The sequence below is a fragment of the Thalassoglobus sp. JC818 genome, assembly GCF_040717535.1.
Taxonomy (GTDB): domain Bacteria; phylum Planctomycetota; class Planctomycetia; order Planctomycetales; family Planctomycetaceae; genus Thalassoglobus.
On the sequence record NZ_JBFEFI010000001.1, the window covers coordinates 26,578 to 49,628 of the forward strand.

The window sequence follows — 23,051 nt, forward strand, 5'->3', positions numbered from 1 at the left end:
CTGTGTCGTGAGTAACGAGGATAAACAGCGAGAACTTGTCGAACTGAAAGAACGAGTTCGACAACTTGAGGCTGAGGTCTCTCCTTCGAAAGAGGTCACCGAATCAACATGGCCTCCACAAAACTTTTATGGTGCCTACTACGCCATGACCGGTGGCATATTGGGCATCATCGGAGCATTAGTCAGCTTGGTGGTAAATGTGATCGCAGCACCAATTGCTGGAAAATCGCCACTTGAAATGATCAAGGTGTACCTAACGTTTCCGGTTGGTGCGAGAGCGTTGGAATTATCTCCGGAAAGCAATGGACTTGTGTTAGCAATGGGATGCTGCCTGTATATCGCAACCGGTATGCTGATCGGGATTCCAGTCTATTTCTTACTGGCGCGAATTTGCGGGAACAATGCTCCTCTCGTAAAACGACTTGCCGTGAGTAGTTTCATCTCTCTCGCGATCTGGGCTGTGAATTTTTATGGCGTCCTTTCCTGGTTACAGCCACTCTTGTTTGGAGGCAACTGGATCACCGATCCATCCGTGATGCCTGCCTGGGTCGCTGCTGGTACGCACCTTGTGTTTGGTTGGACGCTCGCGCTGCTTTATCCATGGGGACAATTCACTCCATACCACCCACCGACGCGTTCGGCTGCGTCCTGACATTTTGAATCACTTGTTGTCGATCGAGATGTACTGAGTCATCTCAAAAATGTGAAAGATCTTCAAATCATGAGCGATGCAGCCTTGGTCGCAGAAACTTCTGACGTCGATTCCATCGATCCGACAGTCATCCCCCACCATGCTGAACTGGTCGATGAAAGACTGGTCCTTTGGCATTTCCTGGCCGCTCTCGTGTACTTCTTTATTTCGTTGGCCGGTGGGTTTTTGATGGCGTTTCAGTTGATTCGCCACAACCCTTTGGAAGGAATTGAGCTGCTTTCACCGGGTCGCTGGCGAATGGTGCATACGAATGCGATTGCCTATGGATTCCTCGCGAACGCATTTTTGGGCATGCTGTACTGGGTCGTCCCGCGCTTGACTCTGCATCCGGTTCTCGACAAACGCATCTCGATGTTCATTTTCGTTGCGTGGCAAGTCGTCGTCGTGGGGACGGCAGTCGGTTTGATCATGGGGCACGCTCAGGGAGTTGAATGGGGCGAAACGCCAGTCTGGATCGATCCGCTTGCACTAGCTGGCCTGTTGCTTGTTGCAATTAACTTTATGGCTCCCATCATGAAACAACAGGGGCCTATGTATGTTTCCTTATGGTACTTCGTAGCAGCGTTCGTCTGGACATTTCTCACATATGCGATGGGGAACTTTGTTCCTGAGTACTTTGTGAGCGGATCGAGTGCAGGGGCAGTGGGTGGTTTGTTCATCCACGATCTGGTCGGGCTCTTTGTAACACCGCTGGGATGGGGAATGATGTACTACTTCGTTCCGATCCTACTTAAGAAACCGATTTGGTCGCACGGCCTCTCGCTTGTCGGTTTTTGGGGGCTTGCGTTCTTCTACCCGCTCCAAGGCATCCACCACTTCCTCTACACCCCAATACCGATGTTTTTGCAATACGGAGCAGTCATTTCGACGATTGCTGTTGAGCTTGTGGTGACGACGGTTGTCATCAACTTCTTCGGAACGATTTGGGGTGATGGAAGACAGTTCTGGGACAACCTCCCGATTCGGTGGTTTTACACTGGGATGGTCTATTACTTCCTGACCTGTTTCCAATGTGCTCTTCAGGTGACCATGACATTCCAACAGCTGATTCACTTCACTGATTGGGTCGTCGGTCACGCACACCTGGTGATGTTCGGCGTTTTCAGCATGTGGTTGATGGGGGTAATGACTTACCTGTTCCCGCGTCTGTTGAAAACTGACTGGTATAGCCGCTCTCTCTGCGAATGGCACTACTGGTTGTCTGCTGTGGGCATTTTGGTGATGTTCGGCGACCTGACGTTAGCAGGACTCTTCCAAGGCTGGTCCTGGATGGGACTGAATGAATGGGATCACTCCTACGAGGTCTCCCAACCATTCTGGATCGTTCGCCTGATCGCAGCCCTGGCGATCCTTTCTGGGCAGCTCTGCTTCTTGTGGAATTTGTACAAGACCTGGCAGATTTCCCCGAAGCACGAATCGACATCCGAAACTCAAATTGCAGCTGCGCCGGCTTAGGAACCATCGTCTTTCAGTGCTTGCGTCGAGTTAATTCATCAACCCAATTGCGTTTTTTAACGAACTGTTACTCCAATGTTTGAATCCAAATCCGGGATCTTTTTTATCGCTGGTTTGTTCTTCTTCGGATTCGCATTTCTGTCGAATGCAGTCGTACCAATCATGATGTATAGCGACCTGCCGGAGCAAACTGTCGAAGAGTTGGTGAACCCCAATATCCGCTATCAGTTTGAAGACCTCGCGCAGAGATGGCCCGAACAATTTAAAGAAGCGTTCGGAACTCCACCCAAAGACGCTGAGAAAGCCGATGCCTGGTACAACGAGAGATGTGCCGAAGCACTGGAACTGGGGCGCGACCTCTATGTGGGTGAAGCCTGCTGGCATTGTCACAGTCAATTCGTGCGACCTGTTTCGAATGAGAGTCAGCGTTGGGGGCCAGTTTCTGAATCGATCGAATACCAAAACGAACTTCAAAGACCGGTTATGTTTGGGACACGTCGCGTCGGACCAGACCTCACACGCGAAGGTGGAAGAAGGTCAAGCGACTGGCATGCCGTTCACTTCTACAGGCCGACGGACCTCAGCGAAGGCTCACCGATGCCGGAATATCCGTGGTTCTTTGACGGCTCACCCGATAAACCGACCAAGCGTGGATTGGCATTGATCACATACGTGCAGTGGCTCGGTTCCTGGCTTGATAGCTACCCGTATTACGAAGACTACGACGAGTCACCGATTGCCAAGCTAGAACGCCTGGAAGAGCAGGCTGCCGATCAAACCGAAGAGGGTTCAGCTAATGAATAATGAGCGGAAGACATCACGCGGAGTGATGATTGCCACGGTGATTATGGGCGTTTTCATCCTGACTCCCAGCATGGTTGGTTTCGTCAACAAACTGCTGGAGTTCCGGAACGTAGTGAAAGGTGACGTGGAAGGTGTCTTCGCGCTAACGCCGCTCGCGAATTACACCTTCGCGAGTCTCGGGTTTTTCTGTTTGCTTATTTGGGCTGCGGCACACGGCATGTTTCACAACATTGAAGGCCCCAAATATACGATGCTCGACCGCGAAGATGAACTCGATGTCGAAGAACCAAACTACGTACCTGAATGGGCTGGTGGGAAGTCACACCACAAGGCGTGACATCGATCCCAGTTTCGGAGTCAAGAACTAGAGGACTGTAGGAAATGGTTGAGAATGGAACCGCTGAGGAAGAGCATCAGCATCACACATATTCTGGTAACGACATCCCGTGGTATGTAAGGCTCATCTGGATGTTGTTCTGGATCTTCGTCATCTATTACGGAATCGTCTACTTTCTCCCGGCGATCGATTCGGAACTGCTCTCTCCGCCGTAATTGATGTACTTCCCATCAGGGTACGCTGAATGTCTTGCACATCATCCACGAGTCGGTTTTGCGATTACTGCGGCCTGCCTGTTCCTCGATCTCTTGTCGGGAACACAAAAGCAGGTGCAGATGATGCAGCATATTGTTGCTCTGGATGTCGATTCGCTCACGCCATTACCAGTGGCACCGGCGAAGAAGGCAGTCAACGTTGGATGCTCACAAAGCTTGGCATCGCTATCTTCCTGAGCATGAACGTGATGGTGATGACGCTCGCATTGTGGGCGTATCACGGAGACCACATCTCAGAAACCCCACCAATGGCAGAGGCTCTCTCCGACGTGTTTCGGTTTGCTTGCCTCTTGCTTTCATTTCCAGTCTTGCTCCTGCTTGGAAGGCCAATGCTAGAGCAATCGATCGTTGATCTTAAGCAGAGGCGATTGTCGACCGAAATACTAATTCTTAGTGGCGTCCTTTCCTCTTTCGCCTATTCGACGATTTCCGTCTGGCGAGGAACGGGAGACATCTACTTCGAAGTCGGCTGCATGATTCTGGTGTTTGTCACTCTTGGGCGATGGCTTGAAGCAGCAGGCAAACTACATTCAACGCAGGCTCTTGACGAGTTGCAAAGCCTGCTCCCCGATGATGTTATCATTCGTCAACGCGATCTCTCAGAACGCTTGATCCCACGAGCTGAATTGGAGATTGGAGATGAAGTACTCATCCGCGCCGGGGAACGCATTCCGGTAGATGGGGTGATTGTCGATGGTCAGACATCCGTTGACGAACAACTGGTAACTGGGGAAAGTTGGCCAGTTTCGAGAGGCGTTCAGGATCGAGCCGTCGGGGGAACGATCTCACTTGATGGCCAGATCATCGTGCAAGTCGATGTTGCAGAAGACGGAACGGTTCTGCAACGTCTCATCAAGGCTGTGCAGGAAACACGATTTGCGCAAAGCGACACACAACGCTTGGCGGATCGAATTAGCCAAGCTTTTATTCCTGCGACCTTTTGCCTGGCATTGGGAACGCTGTTGTTCCATTCCTTGTCGGATTCACCCATGACAGGTCTGCTGGCCGCACTTTCGGTCGTTCTGATCGCGTGCCCGTGCGGGCTGGGACTGGCGACTCCCATGGCTCTTTGGGCAGCAATTGGGGTCGCAGCACGTCGAGGAATCGCATTTAACTCACCGCAGGTTCTTGAGGCACTGGCCACGATCAAGGCGATTCGATTTGATAAAACAGGGACACTGACAACTGGCACCCCAGTCGTGAAGTCTTTGCTCTTGGATGGACAAACTTCCATCGGCGACGTTCACTGTCGCTCAAGACAGCTTGCACAATCTTCAACGCATGTGTTCAGCCGAGCCATTCAGTCTTACATCCCAAATCATTTTCCTCCGCTGGACGTCCATCCAACTAGCCAGGCGGGAAAGGGTGTATTCGGGACCGTGGCTGGCGAGTTTCAACCAACCGCACTCGGAAGCCTGTCGCTGATCAGCGACCTCAACATTCAATGTGATCCGAGCTTGCAGACCGAAGTAAAACAAGCTGAGAAGCAGGGATTTCCGATCGCTCTGATCGGTTGGGGTGGAACGGTGCGTGGCGTCTTTGTGTTTGAAGAACAGCTTCGTGAATCAGCATTGTCGATGCTCGCCGAATGTCGCCAAAGAGGAATGAACCTGGGCATCTTGACGGGCGATTCGTCCAATGCATCCCAACGTTTGGCAGCGACGGAAGACTTGTCAGTCGCAGCAGGGCTGACACCTGAGGAGAAAAAATCGGAGCTTGAAAAAGTCCAAAAACTAATCGGTCCCGTCGCTCTGATTGGGGATGGGATTAACGATGTCGTTGCATTGTCCGCCGCAGATGTTGGAATTTGTTTAGGATGCGGTGCTGACGTCAGTCGAGACACGGCGGACATTTGCCTCGTTGGCAATGACCTTTCACAGATCCCCTGGTTGATCGACCTTTCACGTCAAACATTGAAGACGATCCGCACAAACCTCACATGGGCATTTGGCTACAACGGAATCGGAATGGCCGTTGCCGCCACGGGTTATTTACATCCTGCTGTTGCTGCTGCGTTGATGGTTGTCAGTAGTGTATTCGTCATTACGAATTCGCTTCGACTCCAAAGTACTTATTCCGTCCCGGAGAATCACGAAGAAGCATCGAAGACATCCCTAAGACAAACTGAACAAGTGACTCAAACGACGTTTCATGCACCTCAGTCGATTCATGAGGTCACATCGTGAGCGAGTTACCTTTGATCTTCATAGGTGGGCTCCTCGGCTCGTCGCACTGTTTGGGTATGTGCGGCGGATTCGCAATCATGTTGGGCTCCGGTGCAGAGTCCCGTACACAATTATGGATGAGCCAGGGAGTTTACTCACTGGGACGACTGTTTACTTATGCTTCACTGGGCGCGATCGCTGGATTCGTCGGTTTGGGAATGAGCCGAGCGATGACCAGTTGGATCAACGTATCCGCTGTGCTGAGCATCGTTGCCGGAACGTTTCTCGTTACTCAAGGCTTGAAAGCTGCCGGAGTCCAAATTTGGAAAACTCGCAACACTGACACATCGCATAGTTGTCTTATGAGTCCCTTATTTCGAACGTTCTTTCAATCTCATCGGTACTCGTCCAAGTTCCTCGCAGGAGTGATGACCGGGTTTCTGCCATGCGGTTTGCTGTATGGTTTCCTCGCTATCGCCACTGCCTCGCAAGACTTATTGTTAGGAAGCGCGATTATGTTGGCGTTTGGGGCAGGGACCATTCCGATGATGGTCCTGACTGGAGTCGGTGGCCAACTCCTCTCCGCTGTGGCGAGGATTCGTTTGTTGCGTGTGGCAGCCTGGTGTGTTGTCGTGACTGGTGCCATCACTGTGTATCGTGGGGCAGCCTTCTACTCATTCAACCACTCAGAGGCAGTTCCTGATTGCCCCTTTTGCGATACATCTGCTCAATAGAGCATTTTCTGATCTTGTGCGCACGATCTCGCACGAGCAACCACAGACTTTTAACTTGTGAAACAATGCAAGCGAGTGCACAGGAAAGAGCAACTTGCTCTAGTCAGGTTTACCTACAAAAATGGCATCAGAGTCTGAACAGCTTTCATCGTCAACAGTTGAGAAAAAGAACAGCCGAGTCTCATGGTCGCTCGTCAATTTCTATCTCGACCTTCTTCTGCTGATGAACTTCGTCGTTCTGATGTTGGTGGCAGCGATTCTACAGTTCGTCTTCCCCGTCGGTTTAGATGCTGAAGGTTGGGAGTTGTGGGGAGGCGATGTCGTCGATTGGCAGAACGTTCAGTTTACGACATTGTCAGTCCTGACTTTGGGAATCACAATTCACGTCATGCTTCACTGGACTTGGATCTGCGGAGTGATTAATCGCCAGATTTTTAGACGAAGCGTACTCAAACCGGACGGTACTGATACGCTCGTTGGAGTTGGCCTCATCGCGGTGATCGTTCACGTCATCGCGATTGGGATGTTAATCGCACGATGGTCGATTGAACGTCCAAACTGAGTCGTTACTTATTCGATTCGATTTCGTATCGTTCCAGCAATCGATAAAGCTTTCGACGATGTATGCCAAGCACGCGGGCTGCTTGAGCTTTGTTATGTCCGACGTGCTCCAGAACTTCGACGATGTGACGCTTCTCGATGGTCGCCAAGTCACTTATGCTAGGATTTGTACTTTCGCTGTGAGGAAGAACCTCGCGTCCGGTCGCTTCGACGACTTCTTTCGGCAGATCGTCAATCGTTATCAGGTGGTCTTCGGCCATCACCATTGCACGATCAAGTGCATTCAGCAACTGCCGAACGTTTCCGGGCCAGTCGTATCGAAGCAGAGCGTTGAACGCGTCTTGTTCAATCTCCCATTCGCTTCCCAGAACGTCGTCGACCAGCAGCGCGACATCACCATGACGGTGCCGCAGCGGTGGGAGATCAAGAGTGATCACATTGATGCGGTAATACAGATCTTCGCGGAATCGACCATTCTCAACTTCCTTCTTTAAGTCACGATTCGTCGCGGCAATCACGCGGACATTCACGACTCGCTCCTGATGAGATCCAACTCGTCGCAGCGAGCCATTTTCCAACACTCGTAGCAGCTTAGGCTGGAGTGACAGCGGCAACTCACCAATCTCATCGACGAATAACGTCCCTCCATCTGCGACCTCAAAAAGTCCGTACTTACGATCGTTTGCCCCAGTGAATGATCCTTTCTCATGTCCGAACAGTTCGCTTTCGACAAGCGTTTCGGGCAAGGCCGCACAGTTGATTGTGACAAACGGCCGATCTACGCGAGTGCTTCGCTCCTGGATTGCTTGGGCGATGAGCTCTTTGCCTGTCCCACTTTCTCCCTGAATGAGCACAGCTTTCTCCGTCGGCGCGACGCGATTCACCACTCGAAACACTTCTTTCATCGAAGGAGATTCTCCGATGATCTTCGTTTTCGGCTTGGACCGGTCTAGCAATGTGCGAAGTTGACGGTTTTCCTTGTTGAGCCGACCTCGCTCAGCAGCCTGCAGGCAGCGACGTTCGAGATCTCCGAGGGGAAAGGGTTTGGTCAAATAGTCGGTAGCTCCCAGCTTCATCGCTTCGACCGCATTATCAACGGTCGCTTGTCCTGTCAAAATGATGATTTCCGTATCCGGACACTGTTCGTGCATTCGCTGCAAAACTTCCATTCCAGAAATCCCAGGCATATTCATGTCGACAATCGCAACATCAAAATGCCGGGTGCCAGCGATATGCAGGGCATCAGCGCCATTAGGTGATTGTTCGACGTGATGGCCCTGTCGCTGCAGCCAGTGCGTAGCGGTCTCACGGAATCCATCATCGTCTTCCACGATAAGCAAATTGATCGCTTTTGATTGACTCATCGAATGGCTCGACTGACGTTCTCGGTCCGGCTGACGACTGTGCGAATTCGCACACTTTTGTTCTCGGCGAAACTGCTATCATAGTGGAGCAAACTCAATGCCGTCGCACACTTTCCAATATCATCGAGCAATGTGACGATCAGACAAGTCTCGCGAATTCAATTCCTTTCATGGCATCACTTTCCTGAACATCAAGACTTATGGCGAACTCGAGCGCACATTCTCTGAAAGAGCAACTGGCGATTCTTCGTGCGATCTTGCAAACGGCAGTTGATGCGATCATCACGATCGACTCGCGGGGGACGATTCGACATGCAAACGCGGCTGTCTCAAATCTGTTTCAGTTTTCGCAGGAGGAGTTGATCGGGAACAATGTGTCGATGCTTATGCCTTCCCCGTATCGCGAAGAGCATGATGGCTATATCGAGAGCTACCTGAGGACTGGCGAAGCCAAAATTATCGGAATTGGCCGCGAGTTGATTGCACGAAGGAAAGATGGAAGCCCCATCCATATCGATCTTGCAGTCAGCGAAGTTCGAGTCGGCGACGAGATGTTATTCACCGGCATCATTCGAGACATGACCAGTCGAAAACTTGCCGAAGAAATGGCTCAGCGGGAGCGTGAGTTTGCCGACAACCTTCTGGCCACAGCAAGTTCAGCTGTAGTCGTCCTGAATGTTCATGGACGGATTGCCAAAATCAATCGATTTCTTGAAGACCTCAGCGGATTCGCGACTGCTGAAGTTCAAGGACTTGATTGGTTCGAAACGTTTTTGCCTTCAGAAATTCGCGATCAGCAGCGACGATTGTTCGAAAATGTGCTCTGCGGAGCATCTCTGCAAAGCAACATCCACGACATTCAAACACGCTCAGAGGAGATCCGAACTCTGACCTGGTCTGCTCAGGCGCTGCACGACGCGGATGACGTTCGAGAAGGTGTGTTGGCCATTGGCAACGACATCACTGAGCTCAAACACGCTGAAACTCGACTGATCGAGCGTGAGCGTCTCGCAGCCATTGGCCAGATGGTCACAGGACTTGCCCACGAAAGCCGAAATGCTTTGCAGCGAGCCAGAGCGGCACTCGACGTCCTGGAACTCGACGCACATGACAACTCGTTGAAGTTGGTGACTCAGAGTCAAGAAGCACTTGGTGAATTGCAACGTCTTTACGAGGAAGTACGCAACTATGCAGCCCCCATCATTCTTGACTTGGCCGACATTGATATCGTTCGGCTCTGTCAGCAAACGTGGAATCACCTGACCGGAGCCAATTCAGCTGTTCCGGTGCAACTGAAGATGGACAACCAACTTGTCGCCAAGACGATTCGTTGTGACGCGAGCCGAATGGCACAGGTCTTCAGGAATGTTTTCGAGAACGCCCTCGCGGTATCTCCGGCAAACTCCGAAGTGTGTGTGAACCTCACTGATTTTAACGTCAACGGCAAGCGTGTTATCGAAATCCTAATCGACGACTTTGGTCCAGGTCTGACTGATGAACAGTCGAAGAAAATCTTTGAACCGTTCTTTACGACGAAAACCAAAGGGACCGGACTCGGGATGCCGATCTGCAAACGAATCATCGAAGCTCATGATGGTGAGATCACAGCCCGAAATTCCGATTCAACAACGGGAACAAGGGTCCGCCTTGCGATAATCGACAATCAGCAACGCTCTTAATAATACATTCAAACGGAGTTGACTATGAAACGTTTCGTAAAATCACTCGTGTTGCTTTCCGCAACCTGCGTGATCGTGATGACGATGTTAGACGCGTGCGCTCAAAACGTTGCGCCAATCCCGACCGAGACAAAACGAGACGCGATTCGCAACTCGATGCAATCTAAGTCGAAAGCAGCCCAGTCGATATTGCCGGCGCTCGTCATGAATGACTTCGCTGCCATCGAAGCGACAGCGGCAAAGCTGAAACAAACAAGCTTGCAATCGCCGGAAGATATCGAAGGTGACCAGACCGAGAACGAAATTTTCAGACATTTCCGTCTCGAATTTCTGCGATTGTCGACGCAGCTTGAACAAATGGCAAAGGACGAGAATCTTGAAGGCGCTGCGTACGCTTACGAAAACCTGACAGCCAACTGCCTCGCCTGCCACAGCTATTTAAATAATCAATCTGAGTGAGTTAGATTACAACGCAGTCTTGCGTCGTAAGGCCATATGCCCGGCCGCAGGGGAGGGCGTGGGCAACATTTTTCGAAAGAGTTCCAATAGCCTCGCAATAAAAAAGTGGGACAAGATCGATTCGACCTTGTCCCACTCATCGGGGAGAGTAAACGATTGTTCTGAAGAGATCTTATTGATCTCGTTGCAGGTCAAAGCGGTCCAGATTCATCACCTTGGTCCACGCAGCGACAAAGTCGTTGACGAACTTCTCTTTCGCATCATCGGAGGCATAAACTTCCGCGATGGCTCGCAGCTGGGAGTTTGATCCGAAGACGAGATCGACTCGGCTGGCAGTCCATTTAACTTTGCCAGTATCGCGGTCGCGACCTTCGAAGAAATGATCACACATCTCAGACTTCTGCCACTCGGTGTCCATGTCGAGCAAGTTCACGAAGAAGTCGTTGCTGAGGGTTTCTGGAGTCTCTGTGAAAACGCCGAGTTGAGCGATCGGCCCTGAACCGGAGTTGGCATTCAGGACTCGTAGGCCACCAACAAGCACGGTCATTTCTGGAGCAGTGAGCGTGAGTTGCTGGGCTCGATCGATCAACAATTCTTCGGCAGGTCGGTCGACTTCACGTGCCTGGAAGTTCCGGAATCCATCCGATTTCGGTTCGAGGTATGAGAATGACTCGACGTCAGTCATTTCCAGGGTGGCATCGGTCCGTCCAGGTGAGAACGGAACTTTTACGTCGAAACCAGCCCGTCGAGCAGCGTCTTCAACTGCGAGACTTCCACTCAAAACGATCAAATCGGCGAGGGAAACTTTCGTTCCGTCGGATTGTGATTGATTGAACTCTTTCTGAACCTGCTCCAGAGCGTCGAGAACCTTCCCAAGCTTGGCGGGGTTGTTAACTTGCCAGTCTTTTTGAGGCTCGAGTCGGATTCGAGCTCCATTCGCTCCACCTCTTTTATCTGACCCACGGAATGTGGACGCCGATGCCCAAGCTGTTGAGACAAAATCTGAAGTGGACAATCCAGTCGCTTCAAGTTTGCCTTTCAGAACCGCAATGTCGTCCTCGTCGATCAATTTGTGATCAACTTCCGGTACGGGATCTTGCCATAGCTGTGGCTCAGGTACTTGTGACCCGAGCAGGCGTGAGACAGGTCCCATGTCGCGGTGAGTCAGCTTGTACCAGGCTTTTGCGAAAGCGAGTTCAAACTCCTCCGGATTTTCGTGAAAGCGCTTTGAAATCTTGTTGTATTCCGGATCCATTCGCAAAGCGAGATCCGTCGTAAACATCATCGGTGCATGTGACTTGCTGGCATCATGAGCATCCGGAACCGTTCCTTCTGCGTTGGGGTCGGTCGGCTTCCACTGCCAAGCACCAGCAGGACTCTTAACGAGGTCCCAGTCATAGGAGAAGAGATTCTCGAAGTAGCCGTTCGACCACTGCGTTGGTGTCGAGGTCCAAGCACCTTCCAGACCACTGGTGATTGTGTCGCCAGCATTGCCGGTACCGAATTTGTTCTTCCAGCCGAGACCTTGTTCTTCGATTCCTGCTCCTTCCGGTTCAGCACCAACATTCTCAGCACTGGCAGCACCGTGAGCTTTCCCGAAGGTGTGACCACCCGCGATCAATGCCACAGTTTCTTCGTCGTTCATTGCCATGCGTGCAAATGTTTCACGAATGTCCTTGGCAGCCTTGAGAGCAATCGGCTCACCATTTGGACCCTCAGGGTTCACGTAAATCAGCCCCATTTGCACAGCTGCGAGTGGATTCTCCAGTTCGCGGTCTCCGCTGTATCGCTTATCGCCAAGCCACTCACTCTCCGGTCCCCAGTAAATGTCTTCCTGCGGTTCCCAAACATCTTCTCGCCCGCCAGCAAAGCCGAGTGTTTCAAAGCCCATCGATTCCAAGGCAACGTTGCCGGTCAAAACCATCAGGTCTGCCCAGGAGATCTTATTGCCATATTTCTGTTTGATGGGCCAAAGCAGACGACGAGCTTTGTCCAGATTCGCGTTGTCGGGCCAACTATTGAGAGGTGCAAACCGTTGCGTTCCGTAACCTGCGCCTCCACGGCCATCGGTCACTCGGTACGTTCCAGCACTGTGCCAAGCCATGCGAATAAACAGCGGACCGTAGTGCCCATAGTCGGCTGGCCACCAGTCCTGCGAGGTGGTCATCAGCTCCTCAATGTCCTTCTTGACGGCATCAAGATCGAGCTTGTTGAACTCCTCCGCGTAGTTGAAATCCTCGCCCATCGGATTTCCTTTGAGCGAGTTCTGGTGAAGAATTCTGAGGTTCAACTGGTTCGGCCACCAGTCGTGATTCGACATCGCACCAGCAGCCGTGTGTCGGGCCATCGACGGTTGGACGACTCCTACGACAGGGCATTTGGCTTCTGCATTCGCGTTCGCGGTTTCTGCCTCTTGAGCATGCGTCGGTGCGGCGATGCACAGTACTGCACAGCTCGTCACTACACGAGCAAGATAATTTGCTTTTGCCATAGCTTTTTCCTCAGAAGTTTGGGGTATTGTTCTCAGTTCTCAATCAATCATTGCCGGTCAATCTATTGGCATTATTGACCCACCCATGCGAATATTCCAATGCATTGAATGTCTACCTGCGATACATGCCGTGCATGGAACCGCATCATCGCCTGTCTCATCGTGCTTTTCTGAACGATTCCCAGATCGCCCAAAGTTCGTGCGACGGCAGGCCATCGTCGCGAAATGATTGTCTCCCATATACGGATGCGTCCAATGCATTCGGGTACTATCATCAATGCACCACATGCATTCCCTTGAGAAGATTTCATGGAACTTGATCAACTGCGATATTTCCTGAAAGTTGCTGAGAGAGGCAACTTCACTCGTGCTGCTGAAGATCTGATGATCTCTCAACCTGCGCTGAGCCGTTCGATACAGAAGCTGGAAGAGGAACTCGGGCAACCAGTCTTTGAACGCAAGACTCGCTCGGTTTCACTGACAGATGCAGGAACGCTTCTACAAGCCCGAGCACAGCAGGTGCTTTCCATCCTGGAAGACACCAAGGCGGAGATCACGGACGATCGGGAAAGTGGTCGCATTCGAATTGGTGCCATCCCCACGATTGCCCCGTTCTTTCTGCCCGACATCTTGCGACAGTTTTCCGCAGAGTTCCCGAAAGCGAACGTGATTGTTCAGGAGAACACAACCGACAACTTGATCAAAAGCTGTACACAAGGTGAAGTCGACCTGGCCATTCTCGCGTTGCCGATCCCAGCGAAGTACTTGGAAGTGGAAGAGCTATTCGACGAAGAGCTCTTTCTTGTCCTTCCTCCGGATCATCCTCTCGCTGCAAAGAAAGCCATTCGGCTGAGTGATGTCGAACCGCTACCGTTTGTTCTACTCGACGAAGCTCACTGCCTGTCTGACAACATCGTCTCATTCTGCCGCCAGCGCTCTTTTCAACCGGTCTCAGTTGAGAAGACAAGCCAACTGGCAACCGTCCAGGAATTGGTTTCACTGTCACATGGTGTGTCGATGATTCCCGAAATGGCAAAACGCATCGATCAAAGCGATCGCCGAGTCTACCGCTCATTCTCGGGTCGAAAACCAACACGCACCGTGGCAGTCGCATGGAATCCATACCGGTTCCAAAGCCGACTGCTGGAAGCTTTTCGCGAACGATTGCGGGAAAGAAAATCAAAACGCTGAACTGCGAATTTGAACGCACCTCAACGTCTCGTGTGAGGAGAAACTATCAGCTCAAACTCAAGGCGATTTTGAAAGACTTCTGAGTTGCGTCAGAGGGAACGCGATTTTGTATTTACAACAGTTTGTCCGCGTTCACGTATGTCAGGTGGTACTCAGTTGTTCTCACTGAGCAGAGCGTCGCAGCGATTTCTTAGGTTCTCGAGAGTTGCTCTGTGTTCGTCGAGCTCAGCCAGGTTCTGAAGCTGATCGGGATCAACGCGCAAATCGAACAGTTGTTCGAAAGGTGGATCAGGATCGGTGTATCTGGTGTAAGTGTGAGTTTTTGTACGGACGCCAATCGTTCTGGGAATCGCTCCTCGATGGGCATAGGGGTGGTCGTATAGAAAATCTTCTCGCCACTTCACTTCTGGGTCGTCATTCAGAGTTGTCAGGTCGCTTCCCGACATGTCCTCCGGAATTTCCAGTCCTGCCAGCGACAACATCGTTGCTGAAAAGTCCGTAGTAATCACCATGCGGTCCGTGGAATCTCCGCGCGGATTTCGGGGGTCAAAAAAGAATCCCGGAACACGCAGTGATGGTTCGTGCATGAGCCACTTCCCGGAAAGTCCGTGTTCTCCCTTGTAGTGCCCATTGTCGGAAGTGAATAGGACAACCGTATTCTCATCGAGTCCTCGATCCTTCAACAATTCAACAATTCGACCGACACCGATGTCCAAGCTGACGATTTGCCGATAGTAATCACGCATATGCCGATCGAACACGTCTTGATCCTGCACCAGTTTCATCCCCGAAGGACGACCGAGTGATTGTTTGATAATCTCCGGTTCAAGCTCGGCGTTCTCCAAAGTAGCGGAAGCTGGTCGGGAAATCTCTTTCCCATCCGTCGCATGCTCAGTCACCGGATCCCAGTCTGTATGGGGCGAATGTGGTCCCTTGAAGAAGACCATCAGGCAGAATGGCTTGTCGGAATCGCGCCCATCCAGGAATCGCTCAACGTGCATCGGAGTGATTTCGGAGTCAACATGACTTGGATTCTCAAGATTCGCCAGCCCGATTCGGTTCCGGTATCCGACACGTCCTTTCGAATCGGCCGGACAGTCGCAGAGGTCATCAAGCGGGCGGTCGAAGCCATTGAAATTGAGATACCGACACTCGTCGCCATGAAAGAAACAAGTCTGCATCGGTTGACCTGCCCAGTAGTCGAAGATCGCCGCACCTTCATGAGTCCGTTCCGGTGAGTCGCCAATGCCCCATTTGCCGAAGAATGCCGTTTGATATCCGGCGTTTCGCAGTCTGGCAGGGACCGTCTGTTCGAGTTGTTCAACGGTTAGAGTTTTATGGAAATCACTGATGCCATGACGTCCGGGATACTGTCCGGTCAACAGATTCGCTCGACTGATGGCACAGATGGAAGTGTTCACGAAACAATTTCGAAACACCAAACCCTGCATCGCCAAACTGTCCAGATGAGGTGTTGCGACAGCGTCGTTGCCAGCATAGCCGACCGCATCGTGCCGTTGATCGTCAGTGAAAATCATGACAATGTTCGGCCGTTCTGCCGCTGCGACTGTCCCTGTAAAAAATAGGCAGAGACAAGACACGCTGAATGCGAATTTCATTAATTAGATTCCTTTTCCGGCCACGACATGAGAAGCTGCCCCTGTTCGTCGCCGAGCTGAAGTTCGGAGATCGTTGCTTTTCCGGGACCAGAACTGACGTCGATCCGCAACTGGTAGATGCGACTTTTCGTCGCCAAGTCCAGCGAGATTGATTGCCACTCTCCGTCCGCGACGACCGGGAAAGTCAGTCGTTCTCCCTTCGGCAATGTCCTTTCCGAGTCAGTCGTAAAAAACAGTTCGCCGCCATCTCGCGAGCCATCACGCAGTTTGAAAGTCAACCGGTAGGGACCATTGGGCAAATCATGTCCCCTCAGGTCCATCGCAATGCCGGGATCTTCGCCTGTGAATTGCAACTGAAGCGTTCCATCTTCAAGAGTGAGTCGCGTATTCTTTCTGGCTCGAATTGGCTTGTTCGGCTTCCCACGGTTCTGTGAGCGTCGCCGCATGACCTGTTGGCCTTTGGAAGGGGCATCGCTGTCAAAGTTTGTCCATTCGCGGTGACGATGAGGCTCAGTTTTTTTATCGACAGGGGCATACACATTTGGTTTGGCATGCAATACACCTCGGGCCATGTTGGTCCAGGTCTCCACCATCTGCTGCACTCGTTCAGGTTCTGAGTGTGCCAGATTATGCAATTCGGCACGATCGTCGGCGACATGATACAGCTCCCAGGGACTGCTCTGAAAACTGACGATCTTCCAGTCACCATCTCGCAATCCACGATCCTTCGAGAACAGCAAGTGTATCGGGGAAGGACGTTCGATTTCATTCCCCTCGAAGAGCGGCAAGAGAGAGATGCCCGAAACCGGCCTTAATTCGCGAGCGGGCCACGTCTCAGGAACTTCGGCTCCCGCAACATCGGCGAGTGTCGGCATGACATCGATCAAGTGAACTGGAGTATCAACGACCGAGCCCGGTGAGGTCTTTAGACCGGCTGGCCAATGTACAATCCCCGGAGTCGAAATTCCACCTTCGAATTGATTCTGCTTGTAGTAGCGAAACGGGCTGTTTCTCATCCACGACCACCCCGTTGAATCCGCTAGAGATATGTCGCCAGTCGTCGGTTCGACATCCAGCAATGGTTTCTTGCGATCGTAAGGACAGGCTCCGTTGTCTGAGACGAAAAGGATTAACGTGTTCTCCAGCTCTCCACGACTCCGGAGGTCAGTGACAAGTCGACCGATCTCCTGATCGACCCGGTCGATCATGGCAGCGAGAGTCGTCATGCGGTTCGCTTCATACTTTTGGCGCCAGGGCTCCATGTCTTCCCACGCAAGGATATGGTCAGGACGCGGACTCTCCTTAAGAGTGGCAGGTAGTATTCCGATTTGCTTCTGTTTCGCGACTCGGGCTGCGCGTACTTTGTCCCAACCCTCGTCATAGCGACCTTTGTACTTGGCGTAGTCCTCGGGCAGCGCATGTAAAGGAGCGTGTGGGGCGTTGAAAGCAACGTACAGAAACCAGGGACTCTTCGTCTGGCGAGCTTCGCCGAGAAACTCAAGCGCGTAGTCGACGTTCGCAGTCGTTGTGTAAAATCCCTCTTTCGGAACCTGCCACTTTTCGCCATTGAGTCGAAAGGTATTATCGCCAGTGAAATAGTTGCACGCACCGCTGAGGTGGCCGAAGTACTTCTGGAATCCAAAATCTGTTGGCTGCCCATCGAGGTGCCACTTGCCTGTCATTGCCGTAAAATAGCCGGAATCAGCGAGCACTTCCGCAGACGTGACAGCATGAGTCAAGGCGGTATCCCCGGCAGCGATGCAATACTGACCTGTCAGCAATGACACCCGCGAAGAGTGACACTTCGCTGTGTTGTAAAACTGAGAGAAACGCAGCCCATTCGCAGCCAGTGCATCAAGATTCGGAGTGTCGATCTCGCTCCCGTAGCAACCGAGGTCCGAATATCCCAAATCGTCGACCATCATCACCAAGATATTCGGACGCGAGTCAGCTGCGTGGAGACACTCAGTCCCGAACAGCGTGAAAAATACCACAGCCGTGCAAACAGCCAGTTTCATGCAATTGCTCCTTTGAAGGTGGTGCGATTCTAATCAGCCATCATTGATTTGACCACCGGGTCGATCCCTCTCGCAGTTCCCAGCCAGATGCTGCTGAGTGACAGAGTGAAGGTGGAATGAGCCTCCGAGTCGCAGTTCTCAGAATCGTGCACTGAGTGTGGTCGTCGCCAACAGCATGGCAACAAGTAATGCGAGCGAAACGTATGCAACTCGTTCGTCAACACTGCCATTCGATTCGCCCAAACCGAATTTTGCCCCGAGTCCATGCCAGATGGCAAAACCGGTCGGCACAGTGATGATTCCGAACAACCATAGCAACCAAATTGGTGATCCATTTTGGAGCATGACACCTGCATCGCCGATCTTTTCGAACGATCCGATTCCAATTTAGGCACCATTCGCGATCATGCAAAAGCCTGCCAGGAATCGAGCAAGATTGTCACCGGGAATTCTGAATTTCCGAAAGAGGCCCCAAACTATAAGTGGCACCACAACACCAATGACCGGTCCAGCCCAAACAGTCACCAAAGGACTAGGATTCAGTGAAACGTCTGTTCGCGAAATGGCCAATGGATGGAGAACCACCTTCGTAATTGCCCCTCCCGTCGTGAGACCAGCGATGACATGCCCCAGTTCATGAATTGCCATGAAAGCAAGCCAGCAGAATGGAATGAACGAGGTGATCAGTATGAACTGGTTGAGCCGTTTCATTCCGCATCCTCAAGCGTGACAATGCGCAGATTCTTTAAGCTCCGATATCTGATTTCCCATTACCTCAACACTCTTCACCTAGTGACAATTGTCTGACATTGGCAGCTGGTATCGTGACATAGCTCAACAATCTACTCATTCAGTGTGAAGCCAACTTGGCGTCCTAGATATAACACTCCGAACCAAAACCGGTATGCCTTTCATCTGCAACCGGAAAAATCGTCGCCACATCTGTCACGTAAGTCGATATGTCGCGCGATGTGTTCCCACCGGTCGACAATGTTAACTGCCAATGCGTTTCGTCGAATAGACAGCGATTGCAAACTCTTGGTTGTCGGGGATCACTTCTTCGTTGTCACGCAGCTCCAGATCACCTCTAAGTTTAACTCCTGAGTCGTCAACGAAGCGGGAACCTCTAACATCCAAAGAGTTCCCAGAAAACGAATCGCTTAGCCGTTAAGAGTGCCTGGGTCTTTTCCAAAGAGTGATTTGAGTTGAGTCACCTTGGTAATTGAGAGTTGGCCCTGTATCTCGGTTCCGGTACCTGTCAGGTTGATTGGAGTTCCACAGTGGTAGGGGAGATTGAACTGGTGAAAATCCCGAAATTCGACGTCTACTTTAACAGGCGACGCACCTTCCACATCGACAAAGAAAATACGGGCCTCGTTGAGGTCTTCCGAAAGACGCAAACGGCCCTGGACAGTGATGGTTCCTTCTTCGTGGCGAACCCAACTGTCGAAAGGTCGTTCCCGGAACGGTGTATAATCTGACGCATCGAGCCCAGGCAGTGGATGTGTGGAACCGGCGAAGGAGTCAACTTCGACACCGAACTTTTGCAGCAAAGCGAGATGAAGCCGTCCCAGCTGTTGATTCTCGGAATAGCGGACATAGCGTCCCGTCTTGATCATGCCTCCACCTCGTCCCGCTAGAATGAGCGGAATGCGAGTAACCGTGTGATTGTCGCTGTGGCCCATGCCCGATCCGAACAGGACCACGCTGTGATCGAGGAGTGTCCCGTGATGGTCCTTGTAGGACTTCAGTCGATTCAGCAGCGAGTCGAACTTCGCCATATGCCATAAACTAATCTTCATCAGCCCGTCGATATTCTCTCGCGAGAAGTTTCTGAAGAAGTGCGAGAGATAGTGGTGCTGTTCTTTAACACCCAGGAAATCAAAGATCATGCGGCTATTGCTGTTGCCCAGCATGTATGTGATGCAACGCGTGGAATCTGTCCACAGTGCCAGGGAAATCAAGTCGAGCATCGATTCGACCTGTTCGTCCAGATTCCCCGGAATTGAAGGGCGCTGGAGTCCGTTCAACTCCGTCTTCGGCTGAGCGTTGGATTTCATCGTTTGCAGTCGCTTCTCCGTTTCGCGAACTACAGTCAGATATTGTTCCAAGGTCTGACGATCTTCTTTGCCGGCCCGCCGAGCTAGTGATCTTGCATCATCCGAAACTCGATCCAACAAGCTTGTCATTTCCTTCCGCTTGTCGGGGTGGCTCATCGGATTGCGAAACAGGCGATCGAAAACGAGTTGCGGATCGCTTTCGCGAGGAATGGCGTCTCCGTTTTGATCATAGGAGATATAGCTGCAACCGATTTGATTCGGGAAGAGCCCTTCGGTGGTCAACTCCAGTGATCGATGCGACGTCCCATCACTGATTTGATCTGCAATAAGTTGATCGATCGAGGCAGAAGTTTTGTTTTCATGGTGCCCGCTCAGAAAACGCCGAGTCGAACTGGCGTGTGATGAGAAGCCGAAATCGCCCATGTTGTCCAGGATCAGCAGGTCGTCTTTATGCTTCGCGAAGGGTTGCATGAGCGGCGACATGCGGAAGTCAAATTCCTGCCCACCGTTGATGTTCCAACTCGGAGGATGAACACCGTTTGGCTTAAACAATGTCATGAACCGAACAGGAGGTTGCTCAGCGACAGCACCGGAAGCTTGACGTTCCATCAGATTTAAGAACGGCAGTGGAAGTGCCGCGCCGGCAGAGCTTCTCAGGAAAGTTCGTCGATCGATCTGCCAGTTCATGATGACTCCCAGGTTATTCGTTGCCGAGAACGACTGTTTCTTTAAACGGCAAGCTGTCAGCGATTTTATGAATCAGATCACGGAACGTGCCATGGTTTTCATCAAGTTCTTCAACGATTCGTTCAATTGCGGCACGATCATATGCTTCCAGTTTCCGACAGAGACCATAAGCCATCATGGTTTCGACGATGTTATGGGTGACACGTTCCCGTTGAGTCGTTACGAGCAGCCTCTTGAGCCCGTTGAAGTCATCAAAGCGTTCTCCAGAGGAGAGTTGACCGCTGGAGTCGATTGGCAAATCGAGTTCAACCCATTCGCTCTGTTTCTTTTTCTTGCGAGTTGACTCCCTGGCTTGGGCAATAAACTCACCGTTGTCGTCATACTCCTGAAGCGAGAAGCCGAGTGGGTCGATTTTGTCATGACAGACGGCGCACGTTGCGTTGCTGCGGTGCTGCTCAAAGCGTTGACGAAATGTAAGTTCTTCTCCCGGTGGGCTCGCTGCGACCTGGCCCACATCTGCTGGTGGGTCAGGTAAATGTTCACCAAGAACACGTTCCAGAATCCAGGTTCCACGCTGAATGGGACCTTTGTTCATGGCCAAGACTCCCGGCATTGTCAGCAGGCCACCTCTCTCCATGGTGTTGTTCAATGTGATTTGCTGATTGGGAACCCTTTCGACTTCGATCCCTTTCTGCTTGGAGTATTTCGCCATTTGAACGCGATCGTTCGGGTAGTACTTCGCAGTGTGCGGGTTAATGAAGCTGACGTCGGAATCAATCAGTTCCGTGAGCGGTCGATCATGTCGGAACAGATAGTCCAGAAAATCGACAGCTTGAGTGAAGAGTGCATCCGCTACAGGTGGATTGTTGGAAACGTGTTCGATCTCGCTCAGCGAAAACCACTGAACTCCGAAGTCCTCGGCCAAGGATCTCGCTTTGGGAGAAGCTAACATACGATCGATTTGAGCGTGATAAACGTCCGCCTGCCCCAGTTGTCCTTCTGCCGCGAGGTTTAATAATTCTTGATCCGGCATATCAGCCCAGAGGAAATAACTTAGACGCTCGGCCAACTCGAAATCATCCACCGGAACTCGTTGGTCACGTGGAACGTCCAGCAACAATCCTCTAAAGAGAAACTGAGGCGACATCAGGATTGTCTTGATCTCTCGTCGAAGCCGGATCTCCAAATCGGAACCTTGGTAGCCAGTCACTTCCGAGACCGATCTGCTCACCACGGAATCATCCACTGTCCGTCGATACGCTCGAGGAATGAGCGTTCTCAGCATTCGCTTGGCTTGCTGTTCGGTGAGAAAATCACCATCGATCGGCCCGGTGAAAGCTTCCAGTTCCGATTGATATTGAGGCGAGAACAGTCGCTCCAAAGCATTGTCGATGATGTACGAATATTGATTCCAGGCAAGCGTTGTAAGCGGATTAGCTGACGTGTCATTCTTGAACCGACTCGGTCCGGGGGGATCGATGGGCAATAACTTCAAGACAAGTGAAGTTTCGGAAACGGTCTGCTCCGCTTCCCGAATGACGACGTCGAGCTCAAAACCCAACAATGACTGCAAAGTATTTCGATATTCAACCACGGAAAGCCTGCGCGGGCGGAGGTATCCCGGATGCGGCTGAACGGACTCAACAAATCGTTTCTGATACCAATGCTTGAACTGCTCTCTCTGCATGGGTGTCGGTTGCAGTTCATCTTCTGGCGGCATTGAACCATCAACCACCAGTTCAGCCGCTCTCTCCCAGATTTCAAATGCCTCATCCAATTTTGCAGGAGATTGGATTTCGAGAAAGTTCACCTCCCCGTAAACATCGTCTTCAGCTCCGTGACAGCGGATGCAGTATTGCTTCAAGAATGGTTCAACGAAGGTGCTGAAGTCATTTGCACGAACGGCTTGAGGGAGCGAACTAACCCAGATACAGAGCAGGGTGGGCAATGATCGTGTCAGACTGAAATTCAAAGCAGTCTCGATATTCTACGGTGGTCGGATTCGAACGACTTCTCGATACGCAAGCATTTACCGATCAGTGAAGATAACTGAATCCTCTGACAGACGTAAACTGACGTTTGGAAAACGTTCGGACCCGAAGCTCGGATCAATCTTCTCGCGACAGCTGAGGAGACCTTGTTGGCATCTTCATGAAGGGATTGGGAGAAGATCGACTCGGCATCCGCTATACCCAGATCGCAGAACAGTCCCAGCGTATCTCGTCCATATAGATCACTCAACGAAATCGCCGCTCCTGGACAGCAGTGAACGGATTGGTTGTCAGCACAGGATATAGAGTCTGTGGTCGGCAGATGGAAAGACGTTCCACTCTTCGTGGCCATGTTTGGATCGACGCTTCGATGATGCCATTCTTCAAAGGTGCTGCGAGATATTGGCTCAGAATGAACTCTCATAAGCGAGTCTCGAGTGGATCCGAAA

The 23,051-nt window shown here is 51.6% G+C and carries 18 protein-coding genes; 11 read left to right on the forward strand and 7 right to left on the reverse strand.

Annotation, left to right across the window (positions count from 1 at the left end):
- Positions 1-7: 7 nt before the first annotated feature.
- The 8 genes from AB1L42_RS00085 to AB1L42_RS00120 all read left to right on the forward strand — a co-directional run bounded on the left by AB1L42_RS00085 (position 8) and on the right by AB1L42_RS00120 (position 7,044).
- Positions 8-652: a hypothetical protein gene (locus tag AB1L42_RS00085; protein ID WP_367049855.1), complete on the forward strand. Its 645-nt coding sequence runs from the start codon at positions 8-10 to the stop codon at positions 650-652.
- 69 nt (positions 653-721) lie between these two features.
- Positions 722-2,167, forward strand: coding sequence for a cbb3-type cytochrome c oxidase subunit I (locus AB1L42_RS00090; protein WP_367049857.1), 1,446 nt, complete (start codon positions 722-724; stop codon positions 2,165-2,167).
- Between the two features lie 75 nt (positions 2,168-2,242).
- Positions 2,243-2,971, forward strand: a complete 729-nt coding sequence (locus AB1L42_RS00095; RefSeq protein WP_367049859.1) for a cbb3-type cytochrome c oxidase subunit II — start codon at positions 2,243-2,245, stop codon at positions 2,969-2,971.
- Positions 2,964-3,308 (forward strand): hypothetical protein, encoded by a 345-nt coding sequence (locus AB1L42_RS00100; RefSeq protein WP_367049861.1) that lies wholly within the window; start codon positions 2,964-2,966, stop codon positions 3,306-3,308. The genes AB1L42_RS00095 and AB1L42_RS00100 overlap by 8 nt, the downstream gene beginning before the upstream one ends.
- Positions 3,309-3,352: 44 nt before the next feature.
- Positions 3,353-3,523 carry a hypothetical protein gene (locus AB1L42_RS00105; RefSeq protein WP_367049863.1) on the forward strand — a complete coding sequence of 57 codons (171 nt, stop codon included), beginning with the start codon at positions 3,353-3,355 and terminating at the stop codon, positions 3,521-3,523.
- Between the two features lie 203 nt (positions 3,524-3,726).
- A complete protein-coding gene (locus AB1L42_RS00110) occupies positions 3,727-5,769 on the forward strand; it encodes a cation-translocating P-type ATPase (protein WP_367049865.1) in 2,043 nt (680 codons plus the stop codon).
- A complete protein-coding gene (locus tag AB1L42_RS00115; RefSeq protein WP_367049867.1) occupies positions 5,766-6,482 on the forward strand; it encodes a sulfite exporter TauE/SafE family protein in 717 nt (238 codons plus the stop codon). Before AB1L42_RS00110 ends, AB1L42_RS00115 begins: the two co-directional genes overlap by 4 nt.
- A 121-nt stretch (positions 6,483-6,603) precedes the next feature.
- Positions 6,604-7,044, forward strand: coding sequence for a hypothetical protein (locus tag AB1L42_RS00120; protein WP_367049869.1), 441 nt, complete (start codon positions 6,604-6,606; stop codon positions 7,042-7,044).
- Between the two features lie 4 nt (positions 7,045-7,048).
- On the opposite strand, the gene AB1L42_RS00125 is transcribed toward AB1L42_RS00120, so the two are convergent.
- The gene (locus AB1L42_RS00125) at positions 7,049-8,407 is read right to left on the reverse strand and encodes a sigma-54 dependent transcriptional regulator (RefSeq protein ID WP_367049871.1); all 1,359 of its coding nucleotides are present in this window, start codon (positions 8,405-8,407) and stop codon (positions 7,049-7,051) included.
- Positions 8,408-8,607: 200 nt separating this feature from the next.
- Here AB1L42_RS00125 and AB1L42_RS00130 point away from each other — a divergent pair, with 200 nt between their 5' ends.
- Together AB1L42_RS00130 and AB1L42_RS00135 are read left to right on the forward strand one after the other, a co-directional pair.
- Positions 8,608-10,086: a PAS domain S-box protein gene (locus tag AB1L42_RS00130; protein ID WP_367049873.1), complete on the forward strand. Its 1,479-nt coding sequence runs from the start codon at positions 8,608-8,610 to the stop codon at positions 10,084-10,086.
- A 24-nt stretch (positions 10,087-10,110) separates the two neighbouring features.
- Positions 10,111-10,545 (forward strand): hypothetical protein, encoded by a 435-nt coding sequence (locus AB1L42_RS00135; RefSeq protein WP_367049875.1) that lies wholly within the window; start codon positions 10,111-10,113, stop codon positions 10,543-10,545.
- Positions 10,546-10,717: 172 nt separating this feature from the next.
- Here the strand turns inward: AB1L42_RS00135 and katG are convergent, their stop codons facing one another.
- Entirely contained in the window at positions 10,718-13,036 is a 2,319-nt protein-coding gene (katG, locus tag AB1L42_RS00140; protein ID WP_367049877.1) for a catalase/peroxidase HPI, read from the reverse strand.
- Between the two features lie 309 nt (positions 13,037-13,345).
- On the opposite strand from katG, the gene AB1L42_RS00145 reads away from it, so the two are divergent.
- Positions 13,346-14,227, forward strand: a complete 882-nt coding sequence (locus AB1L42_RS00145) for a LysR family transcriptional regulator (RefSeq protein ID WP_367049879.1) — start codon at positions 13,346-13,348, stop codon at positions 14,225-14,227.
- Between the two features lie 152 nt (positions 14,228-14,379).
- Here AB1L42_RS00145 and AB1L42_RS00150 read toward each other — a convergent pair whose 3' ends face one another.
- The 5 genes from AB1L42_RS00150 to AB1L42_RS00170 form a co-directional block, all read right to left on the reverse strand.
- A complete protein-coding gene (locus AB1L42_RS00150) occupies positions 14,380-15,765 on the reverse strand; it encodes a sulfatase-like hydrolase/transferase (protein ID WP_367049881.1) in 1,386 nt (461 codons plus the stop codon).
- A gap of 80 nt (positions 15,766-15,845) precedes the next feature.
- Complete coding sequence (locus AB1L42_RS00155) at positions 15,846-17,864, reverse strand: arylsulfatase (RefSeq protein WP_367049883.1); 2,019 nt, start codon at positions 17,862-17,864, stop codon at positions 15,846-15,848.
- Positions 17,865-18,251: 387 nt separating this feature from the next.
- Complete coding sequence (locus tag AB1L42_RS00160) at positions 18,252-18,575, reverse strand: M50 family metallopeptidase (protein WP_367049885.1); 324 nt, start codon at positions 18,573-18,575, stop codon at positions 18,252-18,254.
- Between the two features lie 449 nt (positions 18,576-19,024).
- Positions 19,025-20,611, reverse strand: coding sequence for a DUF1552 domain-containing protein (locus AB1L42_RS00165; RefSeq protein WP_367049887.1), 1,587 nt, complete (start codon positions 20,609-20,611; stop codon positions 19,025-19,027).
- Between the two features lie 13 nt (positions 20,612-20,624).
- Positions 20,625-22,475, reverse strand: a complete 1,851-nt coding sequence (locus tag AB1L42_RS00170) for a DUF1592 domain-containing protein (RefSeq protein WP_367049889.1) — start codon at positions 22,473-22,475, stop codon at positions 20,625-20,627.
- Between the last annotated feature and the right edge of the window lie 576 nt (positions 22,476-23,051).